Origin of the sequence: Enterobacter cloacae complex sp. P18RS, from assembly GCF_014982105.1 — a bacterium.
In the GTDB taxonomy this organism is placed as follows: Bacteria; Pseudomonadota; Gammaproteobacteria; order Enterobacterales; family Enterobacteriaceae; genus Enterobacter; species Enterobacter hormaechei_C.
This window is the reverse complement of sequence record NZ_JADCKV010000006.1, coordinates 56,636-81,704: the sequence shown is the minus strand read 5'-3', so window position 1 is coordinate 81,704 and position 25,069 is coordinate 56,636. Positions and strand designations below refer to the sequence as shown.

General features: G+C 57.0%; 16 protein-coding genes. 5 read left to right on the top strand and 11 right to left on the bottom strand.

The features are described from left to right. Positions 1 to 55: 55 nt before the first annotated feature. Complete coding sequence (gene ldtB, locus INF61_RS02775) at positions 56 to 976, top strand: L,D-transpeptidase (RefSeq protein ID WP_015571042.1); 921 nt, start codon at positions 56 to 58, stop codon at positions 974 to 976. A 41-nt stretch (positions 977 to 1,017) separates the two neighbouring features. On the opposite strand, the gene INF61_RS02770 is transcribed toward ldtB, so the two are convergent. The 6 genes from INF61_RS02770 to INF61_RS02745 form a co-directional block, all read right to left on the bottom strand. Beyond that, positions 1,018 to 1,734: a GntR family transcriptional regulator gene (locus INF61_RS02770; RefSeq protein WP_015571043.1), complete on the bottom strand. Its 717-nt coding sequence runs from the start codon at positions 1,732 to 1,734 to the stop codon at positions 1,018 to 1,020. 14 nt (positions 1,735 to 1,748) lie between these two features. Further along, positions 1,749 to 3,071 carry a PTS transporter subunit EIIC gene (locus INF61_RS02765; RefSeq protein ID WP_193547504.1) on the bottom strand — a complete coding sequence of 441 codons (1,323 nt, stop codon included), beginning with the start codon at positions 3,069 to 3,071 and terminating at the stop codon, positions 1,749 to 1,751. A gap of 51 nt (positions 3,072 to 3,122) precedes the next feature. Next, complete coding sequence (locus INF61_RS02760; RefSeq protein ID WP_193547503.1) at positions 3,123 to 4,499, bottom strand: glycoside hydrolase family 1 protein; 1,377 nt, start codon at positions 4,497 to 4,499, stop codon at positions 3,123 to 3,125. 184 nt (positions 4,500 to 4,683) lie between these two features. Then, positions 4,684 to 6,054: an efflux transporter outer membrane subunit gene (locus INF61_RS02755; protein WP_032620024.1), complete on the bottom strand. Its 1,371-nt coding sequence runs from the start codon at positions 6,052 to 6,054 to the stop codon at positions 4,684 to 4,686. Positions 6,055 to 6,057: 3 nt separating this feature from the next. Then, positions 6,058 to 7,998: a MacB family efflux pump subunit gene (locus INF61_RS02750; RefSeq protein ID WP_023303344.1), complete on the bottom strand. Its 1,941-nt coding sequence runs from the start codon at positions 7,996 to 7,998 to the stop codon at positions 6,058 to 6,060. Continuing rightward, a complete protein-coding gene (locus tag INF61_RS02745; RefSeq protein ID WP_023303343.1) occupies positions 7,995 to 9,182 on the bottom strand; it encodes an efflux RND transporter periplasmic adaptor subunit in 1,188 nt (395 codons plus the stop codon). The genes INF61_RS02750 and INF61_RS02745 overlap by 4 nt, the downstream gene beginning before the upstream one ends. Positions 9,183 to 9,852: 670 nt before the next feature. On the opposite strand from INF61_RS02745, the gene iroB reads away from it, so the two are divergent. The 4 genes from iroB to INF61_RS02725 all read left to right on the top strand — a co-directional run bounded on the left by iroB (position 9,853) and on the right by INF61_RS02725 (position 17,140). After that, entirely contained in the window at positions 9,853 to 10,968 is a 1,116-nt protein-coding gene (gene iroB, locus INF61_RS02740) for a salmochelin biosynthesis C-glycosyltransferase IroB (RefSeq protein WP_017384908.1), read from the top strand. Between the two features lie 141 nt (positions 10,969 to 11,109). Beyond that, positions 11,110 to 14,769 carry a salmochelin/enterobactin export ABC transporter IroC gene (iroC, locus tag INF61_RS02735; protein ID WP_193547502.1) on the top strand — a complete coding sequence of 1,220 codons (3,660 nt, stop codon included), beginning with the start codon at positions 11,110 to 11,112 and terminating at the stop codon, positions 14,767 to 14,769. A gap of 101 nt (positions 14,770 to 14,870) precedes the next feature. Beyond that, positions 14,871 to 16,100 (top strand): esterase family protein, encoded by a 1,230-nt coding sequence (locus INF61_RS02730; RefSeq protein WP_045615134.1) that lies wholly within the window; start codon positions 14,871 to 14,873, stop codon positions 16,098 to 16,100. Between the two features lie 83 nt (positions 16,101 to 16,183). After that, entirely contained in the window at positions 16,184 to 17,140 is a 957-nt protein-coding gene (locus INF61_RS02725; protein WP_047740609.1) for an alpha/beta hydrolase, read from the top strand. A 44-nt stretch (positions 17,141 to 17,184) separates the two neighbouring features. Here INF61_RS02725 and iroN read toward each other — a convergent pair whose 3' ends face one another. The 5 genes from iroN to INF61_RS02700 form a co-directional block, all read right to left on the bottom strand. Continuing rightward, positions 17,185 to 19,359 (bottom strand): siderophore salmochelin receptor IroN, encoded by a 2,175-nt coding sequence (gene iroN, locus INF61_RS02720; protein ID WP_023296162.1) that lies wholly within the window; start codon positions 19,357 to 19,359, stop codon positions 17,185 to 17,187. 346 nt (positions 19,360 to 19,705) lie between these two features. Continuing rightward, positions 19,706 to 20,746, bottom strand: coding sequence for an aldo/keto reductase (locus tag INF61_RS02715; RefSeq protein ID WP_015571054.1), 1,041 nt, complete (start codon positions 20,744 to 20,746; stop codon positions 19,706 to 19,708). Positions 20,747 to 20,848: 102 nt separating this feature from the next. Continuing rightward, complete coding sequence (locus tag INF61_RS02710; protein ID WP_017693763.1) at positions 20,849 to 22,372, bottom strand: efflux transporter outer membrane subunit; 1,524 nt, start codon at positions 22,370 to 22,372, stop codon at positions 20,849 to 20,851. Next, complete coding sequence (locus INF61_RS02705) at positions 22,372 to 23,943, bottom strand: DHA2 family efflux MFS transporter permease subunit (RefSeq protein WP_015571056.1); 1,572 nt, start codon at positions 23,941 to 23,943, stop codon at positions 22,372 to 22,374. The genes INF61_RS02710 and INF61_RS02705 overlap by 1 nt, the downstream gene beginning before the upstream one ends. After that, entirely contained in the window at positions 23,940 to 25,034 is a 1,095-nt protein-coding gene (locus INF61_RS02700; RefSeq protein WP_032653048.1) for an HlyD family secretion protein, read from the bottom strand. Before INF61_RS02700 ends, INF61_RS02705 begins: the two co-directional genes overlap by 4 nt. Positions 25,035 to 25,069: the final 35 nt, after the last annotated feature.

Genomic DNA, 25,069 nt, shown 5'->3' with positions numbered 1-25,069 from the left:
TACCGATTCAGACTTATCAACTCATCGCCAGAATGGCTTAGATACCTCGCATAACATGAACATGAAATTAACAACGCTTTTTGCGGCGGCGTTAGCCGTAGTAGGTTTTTGTAAGACCGCGTCTGCGGTGACGTATCCCCTGCCGACAGACGGAAGCCGTCTGGTGGGTGAAAACCAGGTGGTGACGGTGCCGGAAGGGAACTCTCAGCCGCTGGAATACTTCGCGGCGCAGTATCAGCTCGGTCTGTCGAACATGCTGGAGGCGAACCCGGGCGTTGACCCGTATCTGCCGAAAGCGGGTACCGTACTCAACATTCCACAGCAGCTGATCCTGCCGGATACCGTGCACGAAGGTATCGTGATTAACAGCGCCGAAATGCGTCTGTATTACTACCCGAAAGGCACCAACACCGTGATCGTGCTGCCTATCGGTATCGGTCAGCTGGGTAAAGACACTCCGCTGAACTGGACCACCAAAGTGGAGCGTAAGAAAGCGGGCCCAACCTGGACGCCGACCGCCAAAATGCACGCTGAGTACATTGCTGCCGGCGAACCGCTGCCAGCCGTTGTGCCTGCCGGCCCGGATAACCCGATGGGTCTGTACGCGCTGTACATTGGACGTCTGTATGCCATCCACGGTACTAACGCCAACTTCGGTATCGGCCTGCGCGTAAGCCACGGCTGCGTGCGTCTGCGTAATGAAGACATCAAATTCCTGTTCGATAACGTGCCGGTCGGTACGCGCGTGCAGTTCATTAACGAACCGGTGAAAGCGACGTCAGAGCCGGACGGCAGCCGTTACATTGAAGTGCATAACCCGCTGTCCACCAGCGAAGATCAGATCAACAACAACGAAATCGTACCGATTAAGCTGACCAGCGCGGTGCAGTCTGTCACCTCTCAGGCGGATGTTGACACGACCATTGTTGACCAGGCGATTCAGAACCGTTCCGGTATGCCGGTGCGTCTGAACTAATCGTGAGAATAAAAAAAGCGGGCCGCGGGGCCCGCTTTTTTTTATCCGTTATTCACGATAACGATGCCGCCATGGTCATAGCGATAGTGACAATGGGCGTACTCCAGCGGCGTACCATCTTCAAGATAGATCACCTGCTCTACCTCCAGCACCGGGTCGGTTGGCTCGCAGACAAGGTGTTGCATATCCAGCGCACTGGGCTTCAGCGCCCGCACCACCCGATACGATCCCATGATCTTCAGCCCCAGCGTCTCCTGTACATACCGGAATACCGAACTTTCAAGATGGGTTTTGTTCAGACCGGGCACCAGATTGAGCGGCATTACCGTAGCGTCCAGAGACATCGGCTCACCGTTCAGTAAACGCAGACGGATAAAGTCATAGATCGGCGTATCCGGATTTATCATCAGCGATGCCTGCTCTTTCTCGTTCGGGAAGCGCAGTTCGAAGTGCACCACCTGACTCGTCACCGTGCCTAAATGTTCCCAGGTTTTGGTCGCCCCGAAGTAGTCGCTGCCGGAGAGATCCCACTGGGAAAGCTGGAGGAAATTTTTGCGGATGAACGTGCCCTGCCCCTGTCGGGTATAGACCAGCCCTTCTACGATCAGCTGACGCATCGCCTGCTGAATGGTCATCCGGCTGGTGCTGAACTCCGCCGCCAGCGCAAACTGGTCCGGCAGAGGTTCATTGGCGGCGTACTGCTGGGTGATAATGCGTTTCTTAATTTCCCGCGCTATGGTGATGTACTTCGCCGCCATCGTCCTTCCTTAAATTAGTGTTCTGTCCCGCTGTTTTTCAACGCCACTCGCTCGGCAACTTTGAGGAAAGGCAGGTAGAAGAATACACCAAATACGATGATTGCCAACTGCACCACCACCGCCCGCCAGTCCCCCGCCGTTGCCAGCCAGGCGCTGAGGATCGGCGGGGTCGTCCACGGGATCATCACCACGCAGCGCGACATGAGCCCCAGCGTGGTACAGAGCCACGCAAAGTAAATCCCGATAGCGGGCAGCAGCACAAACGGGATCATTAGCGGCAGGTTAAAGACTATCGGCAGGCCGAAAATCACCGGCTCGTTGATGTTAAACAGACCCGGCGCCAGCGACAGACGCGCCACCTGCTTCGCTGATTTCTGTCTTGAGAAGATGAAGATAGCAATCAGCAATGAGATTGTGCTGCCCGTCCCGCCCACCATGCCAAAGGTCGGCACAAAGATGTTGTTGATGATGTGCGGGATCGGCTGGCCGTTGGCAAAGGCCAGCATATTCTCATTGGTATTGATCAGCAGGAATGGCTCCAGCACCACGCTGTTGACCACCGACTGATGAATACCGAGCGTGAACAGGAAGTTACCGAAGCTGTAAATGAAGATCGTCCCGGGCAGGCTGGTGTTGATCAGCCGCAGCGGCTGCTGAATAAATGTCGTAATGAGATGGATCAGATCCGTGTGCAGCACGTTCGCCAGTATAGCCGCCAGCACCGCAAACAGGGAGAGCGTGAGGATCGTCGGGATCAGCGCGGTAAAGGATTTGCTCACCGCTGGCGGTACGTTCTCCCCCAGCGAAATGTGCAGCGCCTTCAGCCGTGAAATGGCGATAAACAGCTCGGTTGAGAGCAGCCCAATCAGCACCCCGGCGAAAATCCCGGTGGAGCCGATATTGGCGAACGTCAGCACCTGGGTAACGTTTACCGTGGCGTCGCTGCCGACGGGGGTAATCTGTAAGCGCATCGGCATCATGATGATGAAACTGCTGACGGCGATAACCACTGCCGAGACCGGATTGTCGAAATCTTTGTTGCGCGCCAGCGACCAGGCGATCATCGGCGCCAGCAGCAGCGCGGCGATGTTCAGCGTGCCGTTGATGATCGCCTCGCCCCACACCTTAAACTGCGTGAGCGTGTCGCCCTCTAAGATCCAGGGGAACACCACGTTATTCACCAGCACAGCCAGACCGGCGAGGATGAAAATCGGCATTACCGTGGCGAAGGCATCGCGCAGGGAGCGAAGATGCATCTGGTTTGCCAGGCGCGCCGAGAACTCAACAAATTTATCGACAAAAGACTGCATGTGCGGTGTTATTTTTGTTTCAGACATAGCGGATAGTTCCCATCAATCAGTCACAAAAACGGCCCGGCAGCGTACGGCTTACATCTCGCGTCCGTTGGTATGGATAACATGTTTTAACCACGCATAGCTCTTCTTCGGCACGCGCTTCAGGTCTTTCAGGTCGTGGTTTTCACGGTTGACGTAGACCACGCCGTAGCGCTTGCGCATGTCACCCTGCGAGCTGAGAATGTCAATCAACCCCCAGCCGAGATAGCCCAATACCTCTGCCCCGTCCTCGAACATCGCCTCTTTCATGGCCTCGATATGCGCCCGGTGGTAGTCGATGCGGTAGGTATCCTCTATGGGGTTTACGCCATCCCAGGACTCAATCACCCCAATGCCGTTCTCAATCGGGAATACTGGCATCCGCCAGTCGTTGGCATAGCGGGTGATGATGGTGCGAAAGCCCAGCGGATCGATCTGCCAGTTCCACTCGGTGGCCTTCAGGTACGGATTGTTTTTCTCGCCGTGCAGCAGGTAATAGTTCACCGGCGTGCCTTCCGGGATGGCATCGCTGTCCAGCGTTTTGCTGGCATAGTAGCTGAAGGCCATAAAGTCGTTCTTCGTGCGCGCAAACAGCGCGAGATCGTCTGCGCGGTAGATATCGCCGAAGCCTTCCTGCTCCACCACCGCCATCACCGCCGGGCTGTAGCCCTGGCCCGCGAAGACGCGCAGCAGGTTCTGGTTGAGGAATTCGTCGTACTGCTGGGCGCAGAAGATGTCACGCGGTTTGCAGGTGGCCGGATAAATCAGCTGGTGCGCCAGCATGCCGCCCATCAGCTTGCCCGGCTTAGTCTGGTGCAGGTACTCGGTCAGCGCCATGTGCGCCACCATGGTGTGATGCTGCACTTCGTACAGCTCGCGCAGGGTTTCCTCCCCCTTCATATAGCCGGAGATGCGAAAGGCTATCGGCATGTGGAAAATATTCTGCTCGTTAAAGGTCAGCCAGTACTTCACCCGGTCACCAAAGCAGTCGATCATCTTTTTGCCGTAGCGGATAAACGCCTCCACGACGCGACGATCGTTAAATCCGTTGTACTCCTGTGCCAGCGCCAGCGGCATATCGAAATGGTAGAGGCAGACCATCGGCTCGATACCGCGGGCGATCAGATCGTCGATAAAGCGGTCGTAAAAGGCGATACCCTCGTCGTTAAAATCGCCTTCACCCTGCGGGCAGACGCGGCTCCAGGAGATCTGGAAGCGGTAGCAGTTCATGCCCAGATCCTGCATCAGGTCGAAATCTTCCCTGTAGCGGTGGTAGGAGTCGGTGGCCACTTTCCAGTCAGAGATATTTTCACCGGCTTCGCGAATGTCGTACACCGACATCCCCTTTCCGCCCTCATTCCAGGCCCCTTCCGTCTGCATGCTCGACACCGAGTTGCCCCATAAGAAGTTGGCTGGCAGTGATTGATTCATGGTTTCCTCCTATATGACTAGTCATTTAAATGATATGACTAGTCATATAGCCGGAGATGAAATTTCGATCAAAGGGGAGGAACGATTTTTGTGAGATGGGTTTGAATAATGACGAGGGATGTCTTGCGAACTGCGCCCTGGCAGCAAGTCATATTGCTGCCAGACGTAAATGAGTCTGCGCAATTCAGGGGAAAGATACCGAACCGCCGAACTCCATATAGATTTTTGCCAGATTATTTAACTGGTTAAAGCGATTTTCATACAGTGCCAGTTCGGCCTGACGGCGTTTCTCCTGAGCATCAAGCCAGAAAGAAATTCGCACCGCGCCCTGGCGATAGCGAACTTCGTTTAACCTCTCTGATTTTTTCGCCAGTTCCAGGCCTTCACGTAGAAGCGTCTCCTGTTCCAGGAGTTGATGACGCAAAGCAAGCGCATCTTCTATGCTACTCATCGCCTTGTAAAGTTCCTGTTTAAACTCCAGAACCCGTTGCTCGTAGTCGTTTCGGGCAATCTTCACGTCCATGCCCCTTTCTCTCCATTCCAGGAACGGCAGGGTCAGGTTTGCTCCAACAGAGCCTACAGGATTTTCCAGGAAGGCCATAAGGCTGCTGCTGCTGGTGCCAAGCGAGCCGGTCAGACTAAACGCTGGATAAAATGCAGTACGCTGGACATCAACGGTGGCCAATGCTTCCCGTACCCGCCACTCTTTAGCGCTGATATCGGGTCGATGCCGCAGCACGTTGACCGGGATCTTTCCACTGACCTGCGGCAGTGGTCCCATTGGTAACGCTTTCGGTTCGACTATCGCGCTGCCCGGCGCGGTTCCAAGCAAAACGGCTTGCTGATTGAGCGCCTGTAAACGTTCATTCTTCAACGCCGCCAGCCTGTTTTCCTGCGAAAGCACGCCCTGCTGAGCATCCACAACATCCAGAGAGGAGGCACCGCCCGCGGCATAGCGCGCGTTAGCCAGGCGCAGCGTCTCTTTTGCATAGTCGATGCTTTGTTGCAGGACAGACAACTGCTGGTTAATAAAGCCTAAGCGCCAGTAATTATTACTGGCATTTGAAAGCAGCGTCAGGCGTGCAGAACGCAGATCCTCTTCCGAGGCAAAACGTGCCCACGCCTTCGCATCGCGCTGCCGCGCTATTTTGCCCCACAGATCCAGCTCATAGCTGGTATTAATACTGGCAACGCTGCCCCTGCTCCAGTGGGCTGAGCTGTTCAGCTGTTTTTTACCGTCAAGCGCGAGCGAACCTTTTAGTCCCGGATCGTTTGTGATGCCAATCCGCTCTTCTTCCAGGCGGGCGCGATAAACACGCAATACCGCTCCAGCGACATCGTTATTGCGCACCATCACCTGCCGCAGCCAGCCGTCGAGGTCTGGATCGTTAAAGGCCTGCCAGTCGAACGGCATCCTCTCCTCCGCAGCATCCGCCTGATACCAGTTGGCAGGGTATTTCACCTCAGGAGGCTGATAGTCGCTTTTCAGAGAGTCGGCGCAGCCAGCACTAAGCAGGACAGCAAGGCATACCGTTAAAGGGGATAATATTTTCATGGGTTACTCGCTGGCCAGTGAAACGACCGGATCCATCCTTGCTGCCTTGCGGGCAGGGAGATAACCAAAGATCATGCCGATTAAAGTTGAGCAGAAGAATGCGGCAGCAGCGGCCTGCCACGAATAAATGGCGGTGAAAATGCCCCCTGCCAGCGCGGTGAACAGCGCTCCGGCGGCATACGACAGTGCAATACCTAACACTCCTCCTATTAGACATACCAGCACAGCCTCAATCATAAACTGCTGCATGATATCGCCCTGACGCGCACCGACCGCCATTCGTACGCCAATCTCATGGGTCCGTTCCGTGACCGACACCAGCATGATATTCATCACCCCAATGCTGCCGATCATCAGCGAGATGCAGGCCACCATCAGAATCAGGATGCTAAAGGTCATTGAGGTCCGTTCGATTGATTGTCGAATCTGCTCGAAATTATAAAGCTGGAAGTCTTTCACGCCGTGGCGTTGAGTGAGAAGCTGAGAAATAGCGCTGACCGCTGCCTCGTTGGCAACATCATCCTTAAGCCTTACGCTGATGCTGGTCAACACCGGTTTTCCTGTCATTCGATACATCACCGTGCTGTAAGGCATCCAGACGTTAATGCGATTAGGCGCATAGCTTCGGCTGTTCCCTTTGGCGATGCCGACAACCCGTGCAGGCACGGAACCCAGAAAAACGATTTGCCCAAGTGCCTTGAGTCCCGCATCGTCAAATAACGCCTTGCGGGCGTTTTCATCAATGATGACTTCCTGCGAGGCATTTCGATCGTCCTGGAAAGTTGATCCCTGCAACAGTTCAATACCGTTTACGCGAAAATGATCGCGCCCAACGCCATTGATCGTGGCGGTAGCGGATTTACCCAGAAAGCGAATGTTGTCGGAAGCGTTAACTTCGGGGCTGACGCTGTCAACAAACCCCTGCTTTGCTAATGCTTCGGCGTCTGCCGGGACCAGTGTACGAATGGCTTCAGTGCTGTCGTCAAAGAAATCCCTTCCCGGGTAGATGCTCACCACGTTGGTTCCAAGCTCCTTGATATTATCAAGGGTTCGCTGTTTCGCGCCTTCTCCCAGTGCCACCACCGTAACAACCGCGGCGATACCAAAAATAATGCCCGTCATGGTTAACGTCGTGCGCAGGCGATGCGCATTCATCGCTTTTAACGCCATGTGCAGGGATTCACGGGTACGGTCAACAATACTTTGCCACCAGCTTTGCTGAACGCTGTCAGGTCGTTTAAGGGCAACCCCGGAGGTAACACGACTGCCGGTATCAGAAATAATTTCACCGTCACGCAGCTCAATAATACGGTTAGCATGCTGCGCTACCTTCATATCATGTGTCACCATAACCACGGTATGGCCACGCTGATTCAGTTCACTGAGTATTGACAGTACCTCCTGACCGGACTGCGTATCCAGCGCGCCGGTGGGTTCATCCGCCAGAATGATTTCACCGCCGTTAATCAGCGAGCGGGCAATACTCACACGCTGCTGCTGGCCGCCTGAAAGCTCTCCCGGTTTATGATGTTCACGACCTTCCAGCCCGAGTCTTCCAAGCAATGTCGCCGCGCGCAGACGGCGCTTTTCGCGCTCACTATTGGCATAAATCGCCGGAATTTCAACGTTACTTAACGCGCTCAGGTCGGGCATTAAATGATAACGCTGGAAGATAAAACCGATGTGCTCACGGCGGATCCTTGCCAGATCGTCAGGTGAAAGCTGGGCGGCATTTTGACCGCTGATAAAGTAATCGCCACAATCAGGGACATCGAGACAGCCCATAATATTCATCAGGGTTGACTTACCGGAACCGGAGGCGCCGATGATCGCGACCATCTCCCCAGCAGCGATAGTCAAATCAATCCCTTTAAGCACGGTGAGCTCCTGTCCACCGTTCCTGTAGGTGCGGCTGATGCCCTTGAGTTCTATGATATTACTCAAGATACAAACCCTTCCCCGGGCGCTTTTTCACCCGGCTGCGATAACACAACATGTTCCCCGACTTTTACACCGTCCAGGATCTGGATATCCACACTGTTAGTAATGCCGGTTTTGACCTCACGGGTTTCCAGCCGGTTATCACTGGTCAATATCTGCACCTGCTGTTTGTTGCCACTCACCTTGTGCACAGCCTGAATCGGCACCAGTAACGTATTTTTAGCTTCTCCAGCCAGCAAGGTCACCTGTGCTGTCATGGCAATTCGCAGTCGATTTTCTGGATTGGGGACATCCAGCAGCGCGTTGTAGTACACCGAAGCATTTGACGTGCCTGACCCTGAGGCTGAGCTACTGCTGGCAAGGCTATCATCTTTCATAACCGACTCAGGTGCCAGTTCAACGGTACGTAACGTGGCGTCATAATGCTTATCCGGCTCAGAGAAAATGGTGAATCTGGCTTTCTGTCCCGGTGAAATTCGCGTGATATCCGCCTCAGAGATCTGGGCTTTAATTGTCATCACGTCCAGACGTGCGAGTTTGATAATGGTCGGCGCACTTTGGCTGGAGTTAACCGTTTGGCCCTGTTGGGTGACAACGGCAATAACAATGCCGTCCATGGGAGCAACAACTTTTGTATAACCCAAATCGACCTTTTTCTTGTCGACATCAATTTGCGCCTGGACGAGTTTGGCGTTCAGTGCCGATAGCTCAGCGCGGGTACTGGCCAGCGTGGTTTCAGCCGTTTCGAAATCTTCTCTCGAGCTGGCATCCTCATTTAACATCTGGCGCTGGCGCTTAAAACGCAATGAGGCTTGCTTCAACTGCGCCTGCTTAGCCTGAAGGTCCGCTTTTACCACGTTGAGAGCAGCTTCTGCGTTGCGTAAATCATTCCGCTGCGGCACGTCATCAATTTCAGCGATGAGCTGCCCTTTAGTGACACGATCGCCTAACTTCACCTTCAGCGACTTAACCTGGCCAGAAACCTGTGCCCCAACGTTGACCCGCTCAATCGCATCAATTCGACCGGTAGCAAGTACGGCGTTTTCAATATCGCCGATGCGTACTGGAGCGGTAACATACTCAGGAACCTCGGGGCTTCTCAGGAAGAAGAACAAGGCGATGCTAAAAATAATTAGCAGAGCCGCAGCACAGGTCATTACGCGTCGGGGAGGGAATTTTGTTAACATTACGCAGGTTTTCCATAACGATAAACAGCAGTGAATCAGGCATCATAGTAACATCGCCAGTATTTACGGGAGGTAAACCCGCGCTATTTGGTGAAGTAGCGTCATCGTAGACCCCCGCCATCAATTACACAGAATCACCAGGTCCGCCTGTAAACCGCCGCAAGCGTGGGATTTTGTGCCTAAATCCACAGAGTCCCCTTTTGCTGAGCCCCACCTGCGATTTTTCCCATAATCGATTCATTGTGCATTAAGTGCTTAATTATAGTTGCAACTCACATATGATAATAGTAATTATTATCATTAGCATTTGCACTGATGGTTTATCTGGCAAGGTATACAGAGGTATCAGGAAACAAGCCTCTCCAGGTTTGTTGAACGGTCTCACACTCAACAAATGCATCTGAACACCGCGGCGTGGCATCACGACGCCGCCTGGGCTGTTCAAAAGGACAACGGCGCGTAAGCGTTAATGGAAGCCGGGACAAGGAATTCCCGATTCACCAGCCTACGTCACGGAATAGTCAGCGACAGGACCGTTCGTAAGGCTGATGAAACTCAAAAAGGACGCAGCGTCTGTCAAAGCAGGCTTAACGAAAATTAACGTCCTGCTGCTGGCATATGACTGCGTCGACTTCCTGATTTAGTTCGTCAAGCGGAGAGGGATTTTCTCATGCGTATTTTGTTTGTAGGCCCGCCTCTCTATGGGCTGCTGTATCCTGTGCTGTCTCTGGCACAGGCGTTTCGCGTTAACGGCCATGAAGTGCTGATCGCCAGCGGAGGAAAATTCGCCCAAAAAGCGGCAGAAGCAGGGCTGGTGGTATTTGACGCCGCACCCGGTTTTGATTCTGAAGCTGACTATCGCCGCCGCGAGGCACAGCGAAAAGAAAGCAACATCGGCACAAAAATGGGCAACTTCTCATTCTTCAGCGAAGAGATGGCCGACCACCTGGTGGAGTTTGCCGGACACTGGCGGCCCGATCTCATCATCTACCCGCCGCTCGGCGTCATCGGGCCTCTGATTGCCGCCAAATACGATATACCGGTCGTAATGCAAACCGTCGGCTTCGGCCATACGCCCTGGCATATCAAAGGCGTAACGCGTTCGCTCGCGGACGCCTATCATCGCCACGGCGTTGGGGCCGCACCGCGCGATATGGCCTGGATCGACGTAACACCACCGAGCATGAGCATTCTTGAAAACGACGGAGAACCCATTATTCCCATGCAGTACGTCCCGTACAACGGCGGCGCGGTGTGGGAACCGTGGTGGGAGAGGACGCCCGACCGTAAACGTCTGCTGGTGAGTCTCGGTACCGTCAAACCGATGGTCGACGGCCTTGACCTGATCGCCTGGGTGATGGATTCCGCCAGTGAAGTCGATGCCGAGATCATCCTGCATCTTTCGGCCAATGCGCGGTCGGATCTGCGCTCACTGCCCTCAAATGTTCGCCTGGTCGACTGGATACCCATGGGAGCCTTCCTGAACGGCGCAGATGGCTTCATTCATCATGGTGGCGCGGGCAATACCCTGACGGCGCTGCACGCCGGTATTCCACAGATCGTCTTCGGCCAGGGTGCCGATCGCCCGGTAAATGCCCGCGCTGTTGTCGAACGCGGCTGCGGGATCATCCCCGGCGACGACGGCCTGTCGAGCAGCATGATCAATGCTTTCCTCGACAATCGCGCGCTTCGCGACGCCTCTGAAGAGGTAGCGGCGGAAATGGCAGCGCAACCCTGTCCGAGCGAGGTGGCGAAAAGCCTGATCGCGAGGGTACAGAAAGGGTAGCCACTACGCCGTCATGACGATCATACGCCAGCACGCATCCAGGAGATACGCCCGTAACAATGCGGGACCGGATCGGGCTGGCGCTTTTTTTTGCACAGCGATCCGACTTGGATCCTATTGTTTACAGACGGAGGAGGCTTAATGCCTGCGACTCACTCTCCCACTCCTGCGCGGTCCTGGATAGTTCGCCTGGCACGCGTGTGCTGGGAACGTAAGAAACTTAGCATCATCGTAGTGGTAGCGTCGGTCTCGACCATTCTGCTGGCCGCGCTGACGCCGTTGCTGACAAGGCAAGCGGTGAACGACGCGCTGGCGGGCAATCCGACTCGTCTGCCGTGGCTGGCCTGCGGGCTATTGCTGATTGCCTTTTTTGATTTCATCGGTAACTACGTGCGCCGCGGTTATGCCGGGGAGCTCTCGCTCTGGGTGCAGCACACCCTGCGAGGACGGGCATTCGACAGTATTCAAAAACTTGACGGCGCAGGCCAGGACGCACTGCGCACCGGGCAGGTGATTTCACGGACCAACAGCGATCTGCAGCAGGTGCATACCCTGCTACAGATGTGCCCGGTGCCGCTGGCGGTGTTCACTTATTACATTGCCGGCATTGCCGTGATGCTGTGGATGTCACCCGCCATGACGCTCATCGTCGTGTGCGTACTGACATGCCTGGCTATCACTGCGCTGCGCGCGCGTCGCCGGGTCTTTGCGCAAACCGGGCTGGCCTCGGACCGACTGGCAAATCTCACCGAACATATGCGCGAGGTGCTGGCGCAGATCTCAGTGGTAAAATCCTGCGTGGCGGAGCTGCGTGAAACGCGCTGGCTGGATCGCCAGTCGCGGCAGATGGTGCGGGTACGCATCGGCGCGGCCATCTCGCAGGCGATGCCAGGTGCCACCATGCTGGCGCTACCGGTGCTCGGGCAAATCGTCCTGCTGTGCTACGGCGGCTGGTCGGTTATGCACGGGCGCATCGATCTCGGCACCTTCGTGGCGTTTGCCAGCTTCCTCGCGATGCTGACCGGGCCAACCCGTGTACTGGCATCGTTTCTGGTTATCGCCCAGCGCACCCAGGCGTCCGTGGAGCGCGTGTTTGCTCTGATCGACACCCGTTCGCAGATGGAAGACGGGACGGAGGCGGTTAACGGTCAGGTTATCGGGCTGCAACTGGAGAATATGAGCTTCGAGTACCGTGGCGGCAGACGCATCCTCAGCGATGTCTCCTTTTCCCTGCACGCCGGTGAAACGGTGGCGGTAGTGGGCGCATCGGGTTCCGGGAAATCCACGCTGCTGATGCTGCTGGCGCGTTTTTACGATCCCAGCGCCGGAGAGATATGGCTCAACACCAGCGCAGGCCGACAGAACCTCCGCGATCTCAGGCTGGAGGCGCTTCGTCGTCGGGTAGGCGTTGTGTTTGAGGATGCTTTTCTGTTTGCCGGTACGGTGGCGGAAAATATCGCCTACGGGCACCCTCAGGCAACGGCGGACGACATTCGCCTCGCGGCGAGGGCAGCAGGAGCCAGCGATTTTATCAACGCCCTGCCGAAAGGTTTCGATACCCAATTAACCGAACGCGGTACGAATCTTTCCGGCGGACAGAGGCAGCGAATCGCGCTGGCACGGGCGCTCATTACCGCGCCGGAAGTGTTGATCCTCGATGACACCACCTCGGCGGTCGATGCCGGTACTGAAGCGGAGATCAACACCGCGCTGAGTCGCTATGCTGACGAAAAGCATATGCTGCTGGTGATTGCCCGACGCCGTTCGACGCTTCAGTTAGCCAGCCGGATTGTGGTGCTGGATAAGGGCCGGGTGGTGGACACCGGAACCCAGGCAGAACTTGAAGCGCGCTGTCCGGCGTTCCGCGCGCTGATGACCGGCGACGGCGATTTCCTCGCGCCTTCCCACAGTGGGCCTAACGGATTGTGGCCGACCGTACCAGCGGCACAAGACGATGCGGCGCAGACGGGGGATAAAGGCTTTGTCGCCCGTATGACGCGCGTGCCGGAAAATGCAGTACAGCAGGCGCTGGCCGGTAAAGGCCGCAAAGTTACGTCGCTGCTGAAGCCCGTGGCGTGGATGTTCGTCATCGCCGCCCTGCTGATCGCCCTCGATTCGGCGGCAGGCGTCGGGGTACTGATACTGCTGCAGCGCGGCATTGACTCCGGCGTTGCCACAGGCGATATGTCGACTATCGGCCTCTGTGCCCTATTCGCCCTGTGCCTGGTGGCCGTGAGCTGGTGCTGTTATTCACTACAGACTGTCTTCGCCGCCAGAGCGGCAGAGTCAGTCCAGCATACGGTGCGCTTGCGCAGCTTCGGCCATATGCTGCGTCTTGGTCTCCCCTGGCATGAAAAGCATGTCGATTCGCGTCTGACCCGCATGACCGTAGATGTGGACTCTCTCGCCCGCTTTCTGCAAAACGGCCTTGCCGGTGCAGCCACCAGCCTGGTGACAATGTTCGCCATCGCCGCCGCCATGTTCTGGCTCGACCCGCTCCTGGCGCTGACGGCATTAAGCGCGGTGCCAGTGGTCGCACTGGCAACCTGGATTTATCGCCGCCTCAGCTCCCCTGCTTATGCGCAGGCGCGGCTGGAAATAGGCAAAGTCAACAGCACCCTGCAGGAGAAAGTCTCCGGCTTGCGCGTTGTGCAATCGCATGGCCAGCAGGAACAGGAAGCCGCCCGGCTGCGCGCGTTATCGGATCGGTTCCGTGCGACCCGCGTACGTGCGCAAAAATACCTTGCCGTCTATTTCCCGTTCCTGACCTTCTGCACCGAGGCCTCCTATGCCGCCGTTCTTCTGGTGGGTGCATCGCGGGTCGCCGAAGGCGAAATGACCGCCGGGGTGCTGGCGGCTTTCTTCCTGCTGCTGGGGCAATTCTATGGGCCAGTGCAGCAGTTATCAGGAATTGTCGACGCCTGGCAGCAGGCGACGGCCAGCGGCAAACATATCAATGAACTACTGGCGACCGAAGGCACAGAGAACATCGAGCCCTCTTCCGCACCGCCCGCCACCGGCGCGCTGCATCTTGATGAGGTCACGTTCAGTTATCCCGACAGCCCTGAACCCGCGCTGAACAAACTTACCCTGACAATCCCTGAGGGAAGGGTCGTCGCGGTCGTTGGTCGCAGCGGTGCGGGTAAGTCAACGCTGATTAAGCTGATCGCCGGATTGTATTCCCCCACCCACGGCAGGATCAGCATTGGCGATCGGATGATTGATGATGCCTCGCTTGCCGATTACCGTCGCCAGATTGGGCTGGTCGATCAGGATGTGGCGTTATTTAGTGGTGATATCGCGGAAAACATTCGTTATTCACGGCCATCCAGTACCAATGACGACGTTGAGATTGCCTCTCAACGGGCAGGGCTGTATGAGACGGTGCGCAATCTGCCGCAGGGATTCCGCACACCGGTGAATAACGGCGGTGCCGATCTGTCCGCAGGTCAGCGCCAGCTGATTGCGCTGGCCCGCGCACAACTGGCGAATGCTCACATCCTGCTGCTCGATGAAGCCACGTCACGCCTGGATCGCACATCCGAAGAGCAATTGATGTCATCGTTAACAGACGTCGCGCACACCGGGAAGCACCTGGCGCTGATTGTGGCGCACCGTCTGACCACCGCGCAGCGCTGCGATCTGATTGCCGTTATCGATAAGGGGCAGCTTGCGGAATACGGCACCCACGAACAGCTGTTAGCGGCCGGCGGCCTCTACACCCGCTTGTGGCATGACAGCGTCGGCAGCTCTGTTCCCCATCGCCAGTACGACATCACGGGGGAAATCGTGGAAGAGTAATTGCGCACGTAAGACATTACAAAACACGCGCTAAAGCGGCTGTTCCCGGAATAGCCGCTTTAGCTATTTATACTGACACCCTTCATATTCAAAGAGAGTGAATGCTGAACATGCAACAACATCCCTCTGCTATCGCCAGGCTGCGCAGCCAGCTGGCAGCAGGCCACATTGCTAACCTTTCTGACTTCTGGCGAGACGCTGAGTCGCTAAATGTACCGCTGGTGACGCCAGTCGACGGAGCGAAAGACGAGCGTGATGTGACATTTCTATGGCGCGCCAGGCACCCTCTACAGGGCGTTTATCTGCGTCTGAATCGGGTGACGGATAAAGAGCACGTGGCGAAAGGGATGATGACCGCCCTTCCCGCGACGGATATCTGGACTCTGACACTGCGTTTACCCGCAAGCTACTGCGGCTCCTATTCGCTGGTGGAAATCCCCCCCGGCACCCCGGCCGAGACGATTGCACAGTCCGGAGGCCGCTTTGCTACCCTCGTCGGGCACGCCGATCCGCTAAACAAAACGCCGGGGATCAACGTTCGGGGAAGCACACAGGAGTCGGTGCTGGCGCTTGATAAAGCCCCCGCCCAGTCCGAATGGCGCGGCGGGTCACCCAGCGGACAATTGCTTACCTCGGCGCGCACTCTCGCCGGGGAATCGCGCCGGGTTCGGCTCTATCTGCCGGACGTTGATGTTTCGCAGCCCCTCGGCCTGGTGGTACTGCCCGATGGTGAAACCTGGTTCGATCACCTTGGCGTATGCGCGGCAATTGACGCCGCCATAAACAACGGACGCATCGTGCCTGTGGCTGTACTTGGCATCGACAATATCGATGAACACGAGCGAACTGCGATACTCGGCGGGCGCAGCGAGCTGATAAAGGATATCGCCGGCCAGTTGTTGCCGACGATCCGCGCCGAACACCCACAGCGGCGATGGGCAGACCGTTCGCGCACCGTGCTGGCCGGACAGAGCCTCGGCGGGGTCAGTGCGCTCATGGCCGCTCGTTACGCACCGGAAACGTTCGGGCTGGCGCTCAGCCACTCCCCTTCGATGTGGTGGACGCCAGAGGGTGCCAGCCGGCCAAACGTGTTCAGCGAAACCGATACGTCATGGGTGAGCGAACATCTGCTTTCTGCCCCGCCGCAGGGCGTGCGCATCCGCCTGTGCGTAGGATCGCTGGAAGGTTCGACGGTACCCCACGTTCAGCGGCTGCATCAGCAGTTGCTTACCGCTGGCGTCGACAGCCATTGCGCAATGTATACCGGGGGTCACGATTACGCATGGTGGCGCGGCGCACTGATTGACGGGCTTGGTTTACTCCAGGGTTGACTTGACCCGCGAACACTTTCAGGCAACTGTACAGTCTTCCTGAATAAAGAAAATGTCACCTGCGGAAAAGGAATAAACATCAGATGTATGCCCGCGAGTATCGCCCAACACGCTCACGCAAGGCGCTTGTCACTCTTCTTTCTGGTCTCACCCTTATCTGGAGTGCGCACGCTTTCGCAAAGCCGGATATGCAGCCACTGGGGCCGAATATCGCCGATAAAGGCTCCGCGTTTTACCATTTCAGCGTCAACTCGTTCGACTCCGCCGATGGCAGCCGCCATTATCGGGTATGGACGGCCGTGCCAAATAAAGCCGCACCGGCGTCGGGCTACCCGATTTTATATATGCTCGACGGCAACGCAGTTATGGACCGCCTGAACGACGACCTGCTCAAACAGCTGGCAGAAAAATCACCGCCGGTGATTGTGGCTGTCGGGTATCAGACCAACCTCCCCTTCGATCTCAACGGCAGGGCCTACGACTATACGCCAGCAGCAGAAAGCGGCAAAACGGATACCCGCAACGGGCGTTTTAGCCGTAAGAGTGGGGGTAGCAACGACTTCCGCCAGTTACTGGAAACGCGTATAGCGCCAAAGGTGGAACAGGGATTGAATATCGATCGGCAGCGTCGCGGCCTGTGGGGGCACTCCTACGGCGGCCTGTTCGTGCTGGATGCCTGGCTGTCTTCCCCTTATTTCCGGACGTATTACAGCGCCAGCCCGTCGTTGGGCAGAGGCCATGATGCGCTACTGAGCCGCATCACGGCGGTTGAGCCGTCGCAATACTGCGCCAGGCGCCTGATGATAATGGAAGGTTCGGCGACGCCGGGCGATAACCGGGAAACGCATGCTGCCGGAGTGCTGACGAAAATTCATGCCACCCTCGCCACGCTGGAAGATAAAGGCGTCAATGCCGCCTTTTGGGATTTCCCAAACCTGGGACACGGGCCGATGTTCAACGCCTCCTTCCGCGGAGCGCTGTTAGATATCAGTGGTGAAAACGCAGGTAACACAGCAGGCTGTCATTCATTAAGCCGCTAAACACTGCCCGCCTTGACGCGGGCAGTACACCTGTAACACTACGATCAAAATGACGCGGTAACACCGGCATAATAAGCCCGGCCAGGCTCGTTATAGGTATTCGCCCCTTCGGAAGATCGGTAGATCTGTTTATCTAAGATATTGCTGACACCAACGTTAAGACGCAGATTTTTATTAATATCGTAATTGAAGTTCGTCCCCACCAGCGAATAAGCGCCCAGCTCTTTACCTGACAGACCGCCAGTATCTTCACTACGAGTTTCCGAATGAGTACGCGGTTTTTGTCTGCCGTATAACGTCCAGTTGACGCTGGCAGAGAACGCCTGGGTGATGGTCCAGTCAAGCGAGTTATTAATGGTGTATTTCGGGATGATCGACAGCGGGTTACCGGTGTCTTTTTGCTCCGAGGTGATCATCCAGGTGGCATTGGTATTCCAGTTCAGACGATCTTTCACCAGCGGGAACGCCATGCTGGCTTCGATACCGTCCACCAGCGCTTTCCCGCCGTTCTGCCACTGGAGAATATATGCGCCGGAAGCGGTTTGCCCGATAACATTATCGCCGGCCACGATCTTATTCTGGTAGTCATTGCGGAAGTAGGTCACGCTGGCATGGTAATCTTCCCAGGCGAACTCCAGCCCAATTTCTTTATTGATGCTGATTTCCGGATCGAGATCTTTATTACCGATCAGGTAGCAGCCGCCCGATGTAATATCTTTTGGACAACCGTTGCCTTTCGAGTAGAGCAGATAACCTTCGCTGGATTGATACAGGTTTGGTGCTTTAAAGGTTCGGGCAATCCCCGCTTTGACTTTGAAGTAATCCCCCAATTCCTGCGAGAGGTTCAGGCTGGGGCTGAAGTTACCGCCGGAATCGTTGAGATAATCAAAGCGCAGGCCGGGAATGATATTCGTGCCGGGAACCGGCTCAATATTATCTTCAATATACAGCGCACTGATTTGGGAATGGTTTTTACTGCTGCGATCCGCAGCCGAGCCAGAAATGCCGCCGATATCACTGTCATCCACGGTCAGGCTGGTAGAGGAAGGATCGTCGAGCTCATCGCGGCTCCACTCCGCACCCACGGTCAGCGTTTGATCGACCAGCGCATTCAGCGGAATATTAAGCTCGCCGCTGGTTCGCCAGGAGCTCAGGCGATTGGTCGTGAACTTTTCATCCGCCGAAATACGCCCTTCACCGCCTCCGGATAATCCTTCATTCATGCGGGTGTTATTGGTTTTCTCGTAATAGACACCAAAACGGCTTTGACCCCAGTCCCAGATACCATTATGTGTAATGCCATAATTCTGCCGGTACAGGCGGTTCGTCTCTTCGCCGGATTTCGCCAGGCTTTCAGTGACGGCACTGGAAGAACTGTTTTGCGTATCGCCCGCATAGATATTCCCCTGGCGGCTATATCCGGCTTCGAAATCGATAATTTGCTGCGGATTTAATTTCCACGAGACAACGCCGTTAATATCTTTGTTGCGCACCCCTTCATGCCCGGCCGCGTTTTTCGTACCGGCCGAGGAGTTAATATCCCAGCTGTCGGCATCGGTTTTATTCAGGTTTCCGTACAGGCGCATGGTCAGCGCATCGCCAGCCAGCGGCCCGCTAAGGCTGAAGTTGGCGCGACGCGTAGCGCCTTCGTCGCTGCTTTCCGGCTGGTTGGTGTATAACGACAGCGAACCGTGCCAGTCGTTGGTAGGGCGTTTGGTAATGATGTTCACCACCCCGCCCGCTGCGCCCGAACCGTAGCGTGCCGCCGCAGGGCCGCGGATCACTTCAATACGCTCAACCTGTTCCGGTGGCACCCAGTTGGTGTCGCCGCGGGTATCACGCTCTCCACGCCAGCTATAACGCACGGCGTTGCGCGACGTCACCGGCACACCATCAATTAAAATTAAGGTGTTCTCCGGCCCCATGCCGCGAATGTCGATCTGGCGGTTATTACCACGTGTACCCGAGGCGCTGTTGCCGGTCAGATTGACACCGGGCATTTTGCGAATAATATCGGAGAGATCGTTGACCGGAGGGTTCTTTTTAATATCTTCGCTGGTAATAATCGACACGCCCGGCTGCTGTTTGAGTACCTGCTCAGCGGTGGCTTCCACCACCAGGGTCTCGTCGTTATCATCGGAGGATTTTGCCAGTGATACCTGACTGTTCAACCCTGCCAGGAGCGCAGTGAGCGGCCAGAAGATCTTGATAATTCTCATACCCATTCCCTAATACATGCCTAACGTAAAAGTGATCGATCGTTAAGCTCACATCCTTGCCAGATATTTTAAACTGCCATTATTTTTATAATAAGAATGATAATTAGTATCATTTGGAGAGGATTAAGGCAATCCTTAATACACGGATGCGCGCATTAATGAAACGCACGCATTGGCCCGGAGTGATTCTTCCCGGGTACCGCCCTGTGCGTTCGTAAAGCTGGCATACTGAAACAGCGGAAGAAGAGAACAGCCCATTGGTATTTCGTGTAGTGACATAACGTTAATATGTCATTACAAGGGAACGCAGCCCCGGTAAGCGCAAGCGCCACCGGGGAAAGAAAGGTTATTGTTGCGCTAACTGATTGCGACGGTACTCGCCCTGGCGCTCCAGCATCCAGCCAGGATACTCGCGCGGCAGCGCGCTGACCGCATCCAGCTGTTTCAGCTCATCATCGCTCAGCTGAATGCCGGTTGCGGCAATGTTGTCATCCAACTGATCGACCCGTTTCGCCCCGATGATGACGCTGGTCACCGCCTTCTGGTGCAGCAGCCACGCCAGCGCGATTTGCGCCACGGAAACGCCTTTACTTTCGGCGATGGTACGCATCACGTCCACGCAGTCGAAGGCGCGATCTTTATTCACTGGCGGGAAGTCGAACGCCAGGCGACGACTACCGGCCGCGCTCTGCCCGTCGCGATCGTATTTTCCGCTCAGCAGACCACCCGCCAGCGGGCTCCATACCATCAACCCGACGCCTTCGCTCTGCATCATCGGCACCAGTTCGCGCTCAAGGTCGCGCCCGGCGATGGTGTAGTACGCCTGCAATGAGGCAAAACGCGCCAGCCCCAGACGCTCAGAGATGCCGAGCGCTTTGGCAATCTGCCATGCCGCCCAGTTCGAGACGCCGATATAGCGTACGTGACCGTGCTGCACAAGATTATCCAGCGCGTAAAGCGTCTCCTCGATGGGGGTCGCGGGGTCGAAACCGTGTAGCTGATAGAGATCGATATGATCCAGCTGCAAGCGACGCAGGCTCTCCTTCACGCCGCTGATGATGTGATAGCGCGAGCTACCGCGCGAGTTCACCCCCGCTGTGCCGGTTTCACCGAACACCTTGGTGGCAACGACCACGTTTTCGCGCGGAATTTTCAGGTTCTTCAGCGCCTGCCCGGTGATCTCCTCTGAACGCCCTTCCGAGTAGACATCTGCCGTGTCGATAAAATTGATCCCGGCGTCCAGCGCGCGGCCCACCAGCTGCTCGGCGTCGCTTTGCTGAAGCTGACCAATTTTGCCCCACATGCCGCCTTCACCGCCGAAGGTCATGGTGCCGAGGCAGAGTTCAGAAACAAACAGTCCGGTATTGCCCAGTTTTTGATAACGCATAACGCTTTCCTCGCATGTCGATTGGATGTCTGTTAGTTATACCCGCCCCCCAGCCATCGCGAATGTGGCGTTCCTGTCCGTTTCTTGCCCAATCCTCTGAATCTATCCGCGCGGGGCGTCGCCAAAGACGCTGTAGTCTGGCAGCCGTACCTGCTGATACGGCTCCCAGCCGCCGCCGAGGGCTTTGTAGAGCGCCACCAGGTCAAGCGCGCTCTGCACCTGCGCCTGCGCCCGCTGCTGTTCGGCCTGAGCGAGCTGACGCTGGGCGTCCAGCACGTCAATAAAGCTGGCGATCCCCTGCCGGTAGCTGTCGCTGGCGAGATCAAAGGCGTTTTGCAGCGCGTCGATGGTTTTCGCCAGGCCCGCTTCACGCTGCTGGTCGGTGCGATAGCTCACCAGCGCGTTTTCAACGTCGCCGAGCGCCGTCAGTACCGTCTGGCGATAGTCCAGCACTGCCGCCCCCTGCTGCGCGCGCGCCACCTTGACGCTGGAGACCAGCCGACCGCCCTGGAAAATCGGTATGGAAACCTGCGGGCCAAAGCTGTAGAAGTGGCTGCTCCAGTCGGTCAGCCAGTTAGATTCACTGTTGCGCAGGCCAAACTGTCCGGAGAGTGTAAAGCTCGGGAACAGCTCTGCCACCGAGACGCCAATCTGCGCCGTGGCGGCATGGAGATTCGCCTCGGCTTCGCGCACGTCCGGGCGACGGCGGGCCAGCGTCGACGGAATACCGGTCTGCACAATATCTGGCAGGGCAGGCATCGGCTGCACGGATTGCAGTTCGGCATCCAGCGCGCCCGGCGGTTTGCCGAGCAGGATCGCCAGTCCGTTCATCGCCTGGCGTTCCTGCGCCTGATACTGCGGCAGCTGCGCTTCAAGATTGCCCAGCTGCGCCCGGGCATTTTCCACGTCCATCTGCGGCGACAGCCCGCCCCGCTGGCGGCTTTCGGTCAGATCCAGCGTCTGCTGTGCGCTTTCAATTTGCGTATTAAGCGTGGCAATGATGCTCTGCGCCCCACGCAGCTGTAGCCACGCCCGCGCCACTTCGGCTTCCAGCGAGACCAGCGCATCGTTACGCTGCTCGATCGCCGCCCGCTGCTGCGCCTCAGCCGCTTCTACCTGACGGCGCACCTTGCCCCACAGGTCGATTTCCCACTGGGCGTCGAAGCTGCCCTGATAGAGGTTTATCGGCTGCGTCAGCGGGCCTAACGCGCCCCGCAGTTCAGGATCGACATTATTCAACTGGTCATACACGCCGTGGGATTTCAGCTCCCCTTCCAGCCCAAGCTGCTGGCGCGTCGCCTGCACATTGCCATTCACCGACGGGAAAAACGCCCCGCCGGCCTGGTTAATCTGTTCGCGCGCGCCGGCAATGCGTAATACCGTTTGCTGTAGCGTCAGATTCCCGGCGATGGCGCGTTCAATCAGGCTGTCGAGCTGCGGCGAGCCGAAGGTTGTCCACCAGCGCGGGTTAGTGGCCGCGGAGGAAGTTTGCGATTTCACCGCGCTGTCGCCCTTATCGTTCCAGTGCGTGGTGGCGGGCGGTGCAGGCTGTTGGTAGTCCGGCCCGACGGCGCAGCCCACCAGCAGCATCATTATCATCAGGGGGTGTAAACGTCTGTGTATCATCAGTGTGCTCCTGCACTCCCCTCGCTCTTAACCGGCGAGAGCAACAAACAAAACGGAATCAGTAATAGGGCCACCGCGCTCAGAATGGTGAAGACGTCGATGTAGGCCAGAAAGCGCGACTGCTCGATCATCGTCTGGTACATCCGCCCGGTGGCAATGCCGGTCGGATCGCCCACCTGAGTGGTGAAGTTCTGGATCGCCTGGGCGCTTTCGCGAATCGCCAGCTGGAACTGCTCGTTAAACGGCGAAGCGTGGTAAGCCAGATGCGCGCTGTGCGCCTGCGAGCGCTCGGTGATCGCCGCCGTCGAGAGCGAAATCCCAATCGAGCCGGCCACGTTGCGGAACATGGTAAACAGCGCCGCCGCGTCGGCGTTAAGCCGCCTCGGGATCGAGATAAAGGCGATGGTGGTCAGCGGCACAAACAGGAACCCCAGTCCAATCGACTGCGCGCTGCGGAACAGCACCAGCGTTTCGAAATCGATATCCGGCGTCAGCGTACGGGACCAGAAGAACGACACCGCCAGACAGGTAAAGCCGAAGGCGATGATCCAGCGCGTCTGCACCACCGGCATCAGCTTCAGCACCAGCGGGATGGTCAGCACAATCAGCACCGCGCCGGGCGAGAGCACCAGCCCGGACCAGGTGGCGGTATAGCCCAAATCCTGCTGCGCCAGCTGAGGAATAACCACCGAACTGCCGTACAGGATCATCGCCATCCCCGCCATCAGCAGGCTGGAGATCGCAAAGTTGCGGTCCTTCATACAGTGCAGATCCACCACCGGCTTTCTGGCATACATCAGCCAGTAGATCGCGCCGATAATGCCGACCAGCGTCAGTACTGCGAAGGTGCGGATAAAGTTCGAATAGAACCAGTCATCATCTTCGCCCCGGTCGAGCATCACCTGCAAACAGCCAAGACCGAGGGCGATCAGGCCGATCCCCGTCCAGTCGACGGTGAGCTTCTCTTCCGACTTTTTCTCCCACGGCGGATCTTCCAGCAGCTGATAGATAGCCAGCACCGTCACAATCCCTACCGGGATATTGATAAAGAACACCCAGCGCCAGGAGTAGTTATCGGTGATCCAGCCCCCCAGCGTAGGGCCGAGTACTGGCGCGACGATAATGGCAATGGATGAAAGGCCAAAGGCTTTACCCCTGTCCTCCGGCTTGAAGTAGTCGAGTAGCACCGACTGCTGGGTGGGCTGCAACCCGCCGCCAAAGAAGCCCTGCATCACGCGGAACAGGATGATTTGCCATAGCTCGGTGGCGATGCCGCACAGGAACGAGCAGATGGTGAACATCACAATGCAGATCAGGAAGAACTGCTTGCGGCCAAACAGACGGCTCAGAAAGGCCGAGATCGGCAGCACGATGCCGTTCGCCACCAGGTAGCTGGTGAGCACCCAGGTGGATTCGTCATAGCTGGCCGAGAGCGACCCCGCGACGTGGGGCAACGCCACGTTGACGATGGTGGTGTCCAGAATTTCCATAAACACCGCCAGGGTGACCACAATCGCCACCGCCCACGGGTTACTGGCGGGCTTCCAGTTATCGTGGCTGTGATCCGTCATTCCACGGTGACCTTCGGTTCAACCGACAGCCCCAGCGGCAGCGGCTTGTTCGGATCCAGCCCTTTATCAATGACGATTTTCACCGGCACGCGCTGAACGATCTTCACAAAGTTACCGGTGGCGTTTTCCGACGGGAAGGCGGAGAAGCGCGAGCCGCTGCCCTGCTGGATGCTGTCGATATGGCCTTCCAGCTCCATATCCGGCCAGGCATCGACGGACACGGTCACTTTGTCGCCCGGCTTCATGCGCTCAAGCTGCGACTCCTTGAAGTTCGCCACCACCCACACGTTCGGGGAAACCAGCGAGAACAGCGCCGTACCTGCCTGCACCAGCGTACCGGGCTGGACGTTGCGTTTGGTGACAAAACCGTCGAACGGGGCGCGGACTTCGGTATAAGAGAGGTTCAGGTTGGCGGTTTCCAGCTGCGCTCTGGCCTGATCGACCTGCCGTTCGCGGGCTTCGACGTTGGTCTCCTGCTGGCGGATTTGCAGCTGAACCTGCTCCGCCACTTCCAGCTGCGCCTGCGCGCTGGCCAGACCCGCCTGGGCACTCCGCAGTTGAGCGTTCGCGGCATCGATACTTTGTTGCGTGGTCGCGCGCGGGTCAACGCCGCGCTGACGGCGGTACTCCGCCTGCGCGTTGGCCATATCCGCCTGGGCTTTCAGTACCTGGGCTTTGGCTTCATCGCGCTGGGCGGGATATTGCACCTTCGAGAGCGCCAGCTGCGCCTGCGCCTGATGCAACTGCGCAATCGCCAGCCCAAGCTGGGCCTGGGCCTGATCGCGCTGGGCGGTGGTATCACGCGGATCGATCACCACCAGCACATCCCCTTTCTTCACGCGCTGGTTATCCCGCACGCGAAGTTCGGTGACGTAGCCTGCCGTTTTTGGGGCAATGGTCACTACGTCGCCGTCGGTGAAGGCGTCGTCGGTGGTCTCTTCGTTACGGGTTAAAAACCACCAGACCAGCGCCACAATCACCATCACGATGACCACGATGCCAAGGATAATTAACGGTTTTTTCCCCGGGCGCTTGCGCTCGTTATTGTTTTGATCCTGCTCGTCAGCAGGTGGGTTTTGATCTTCTGCCATAGTTCAGCAACGGTCCTGTCAGTGAGCGGCATCAC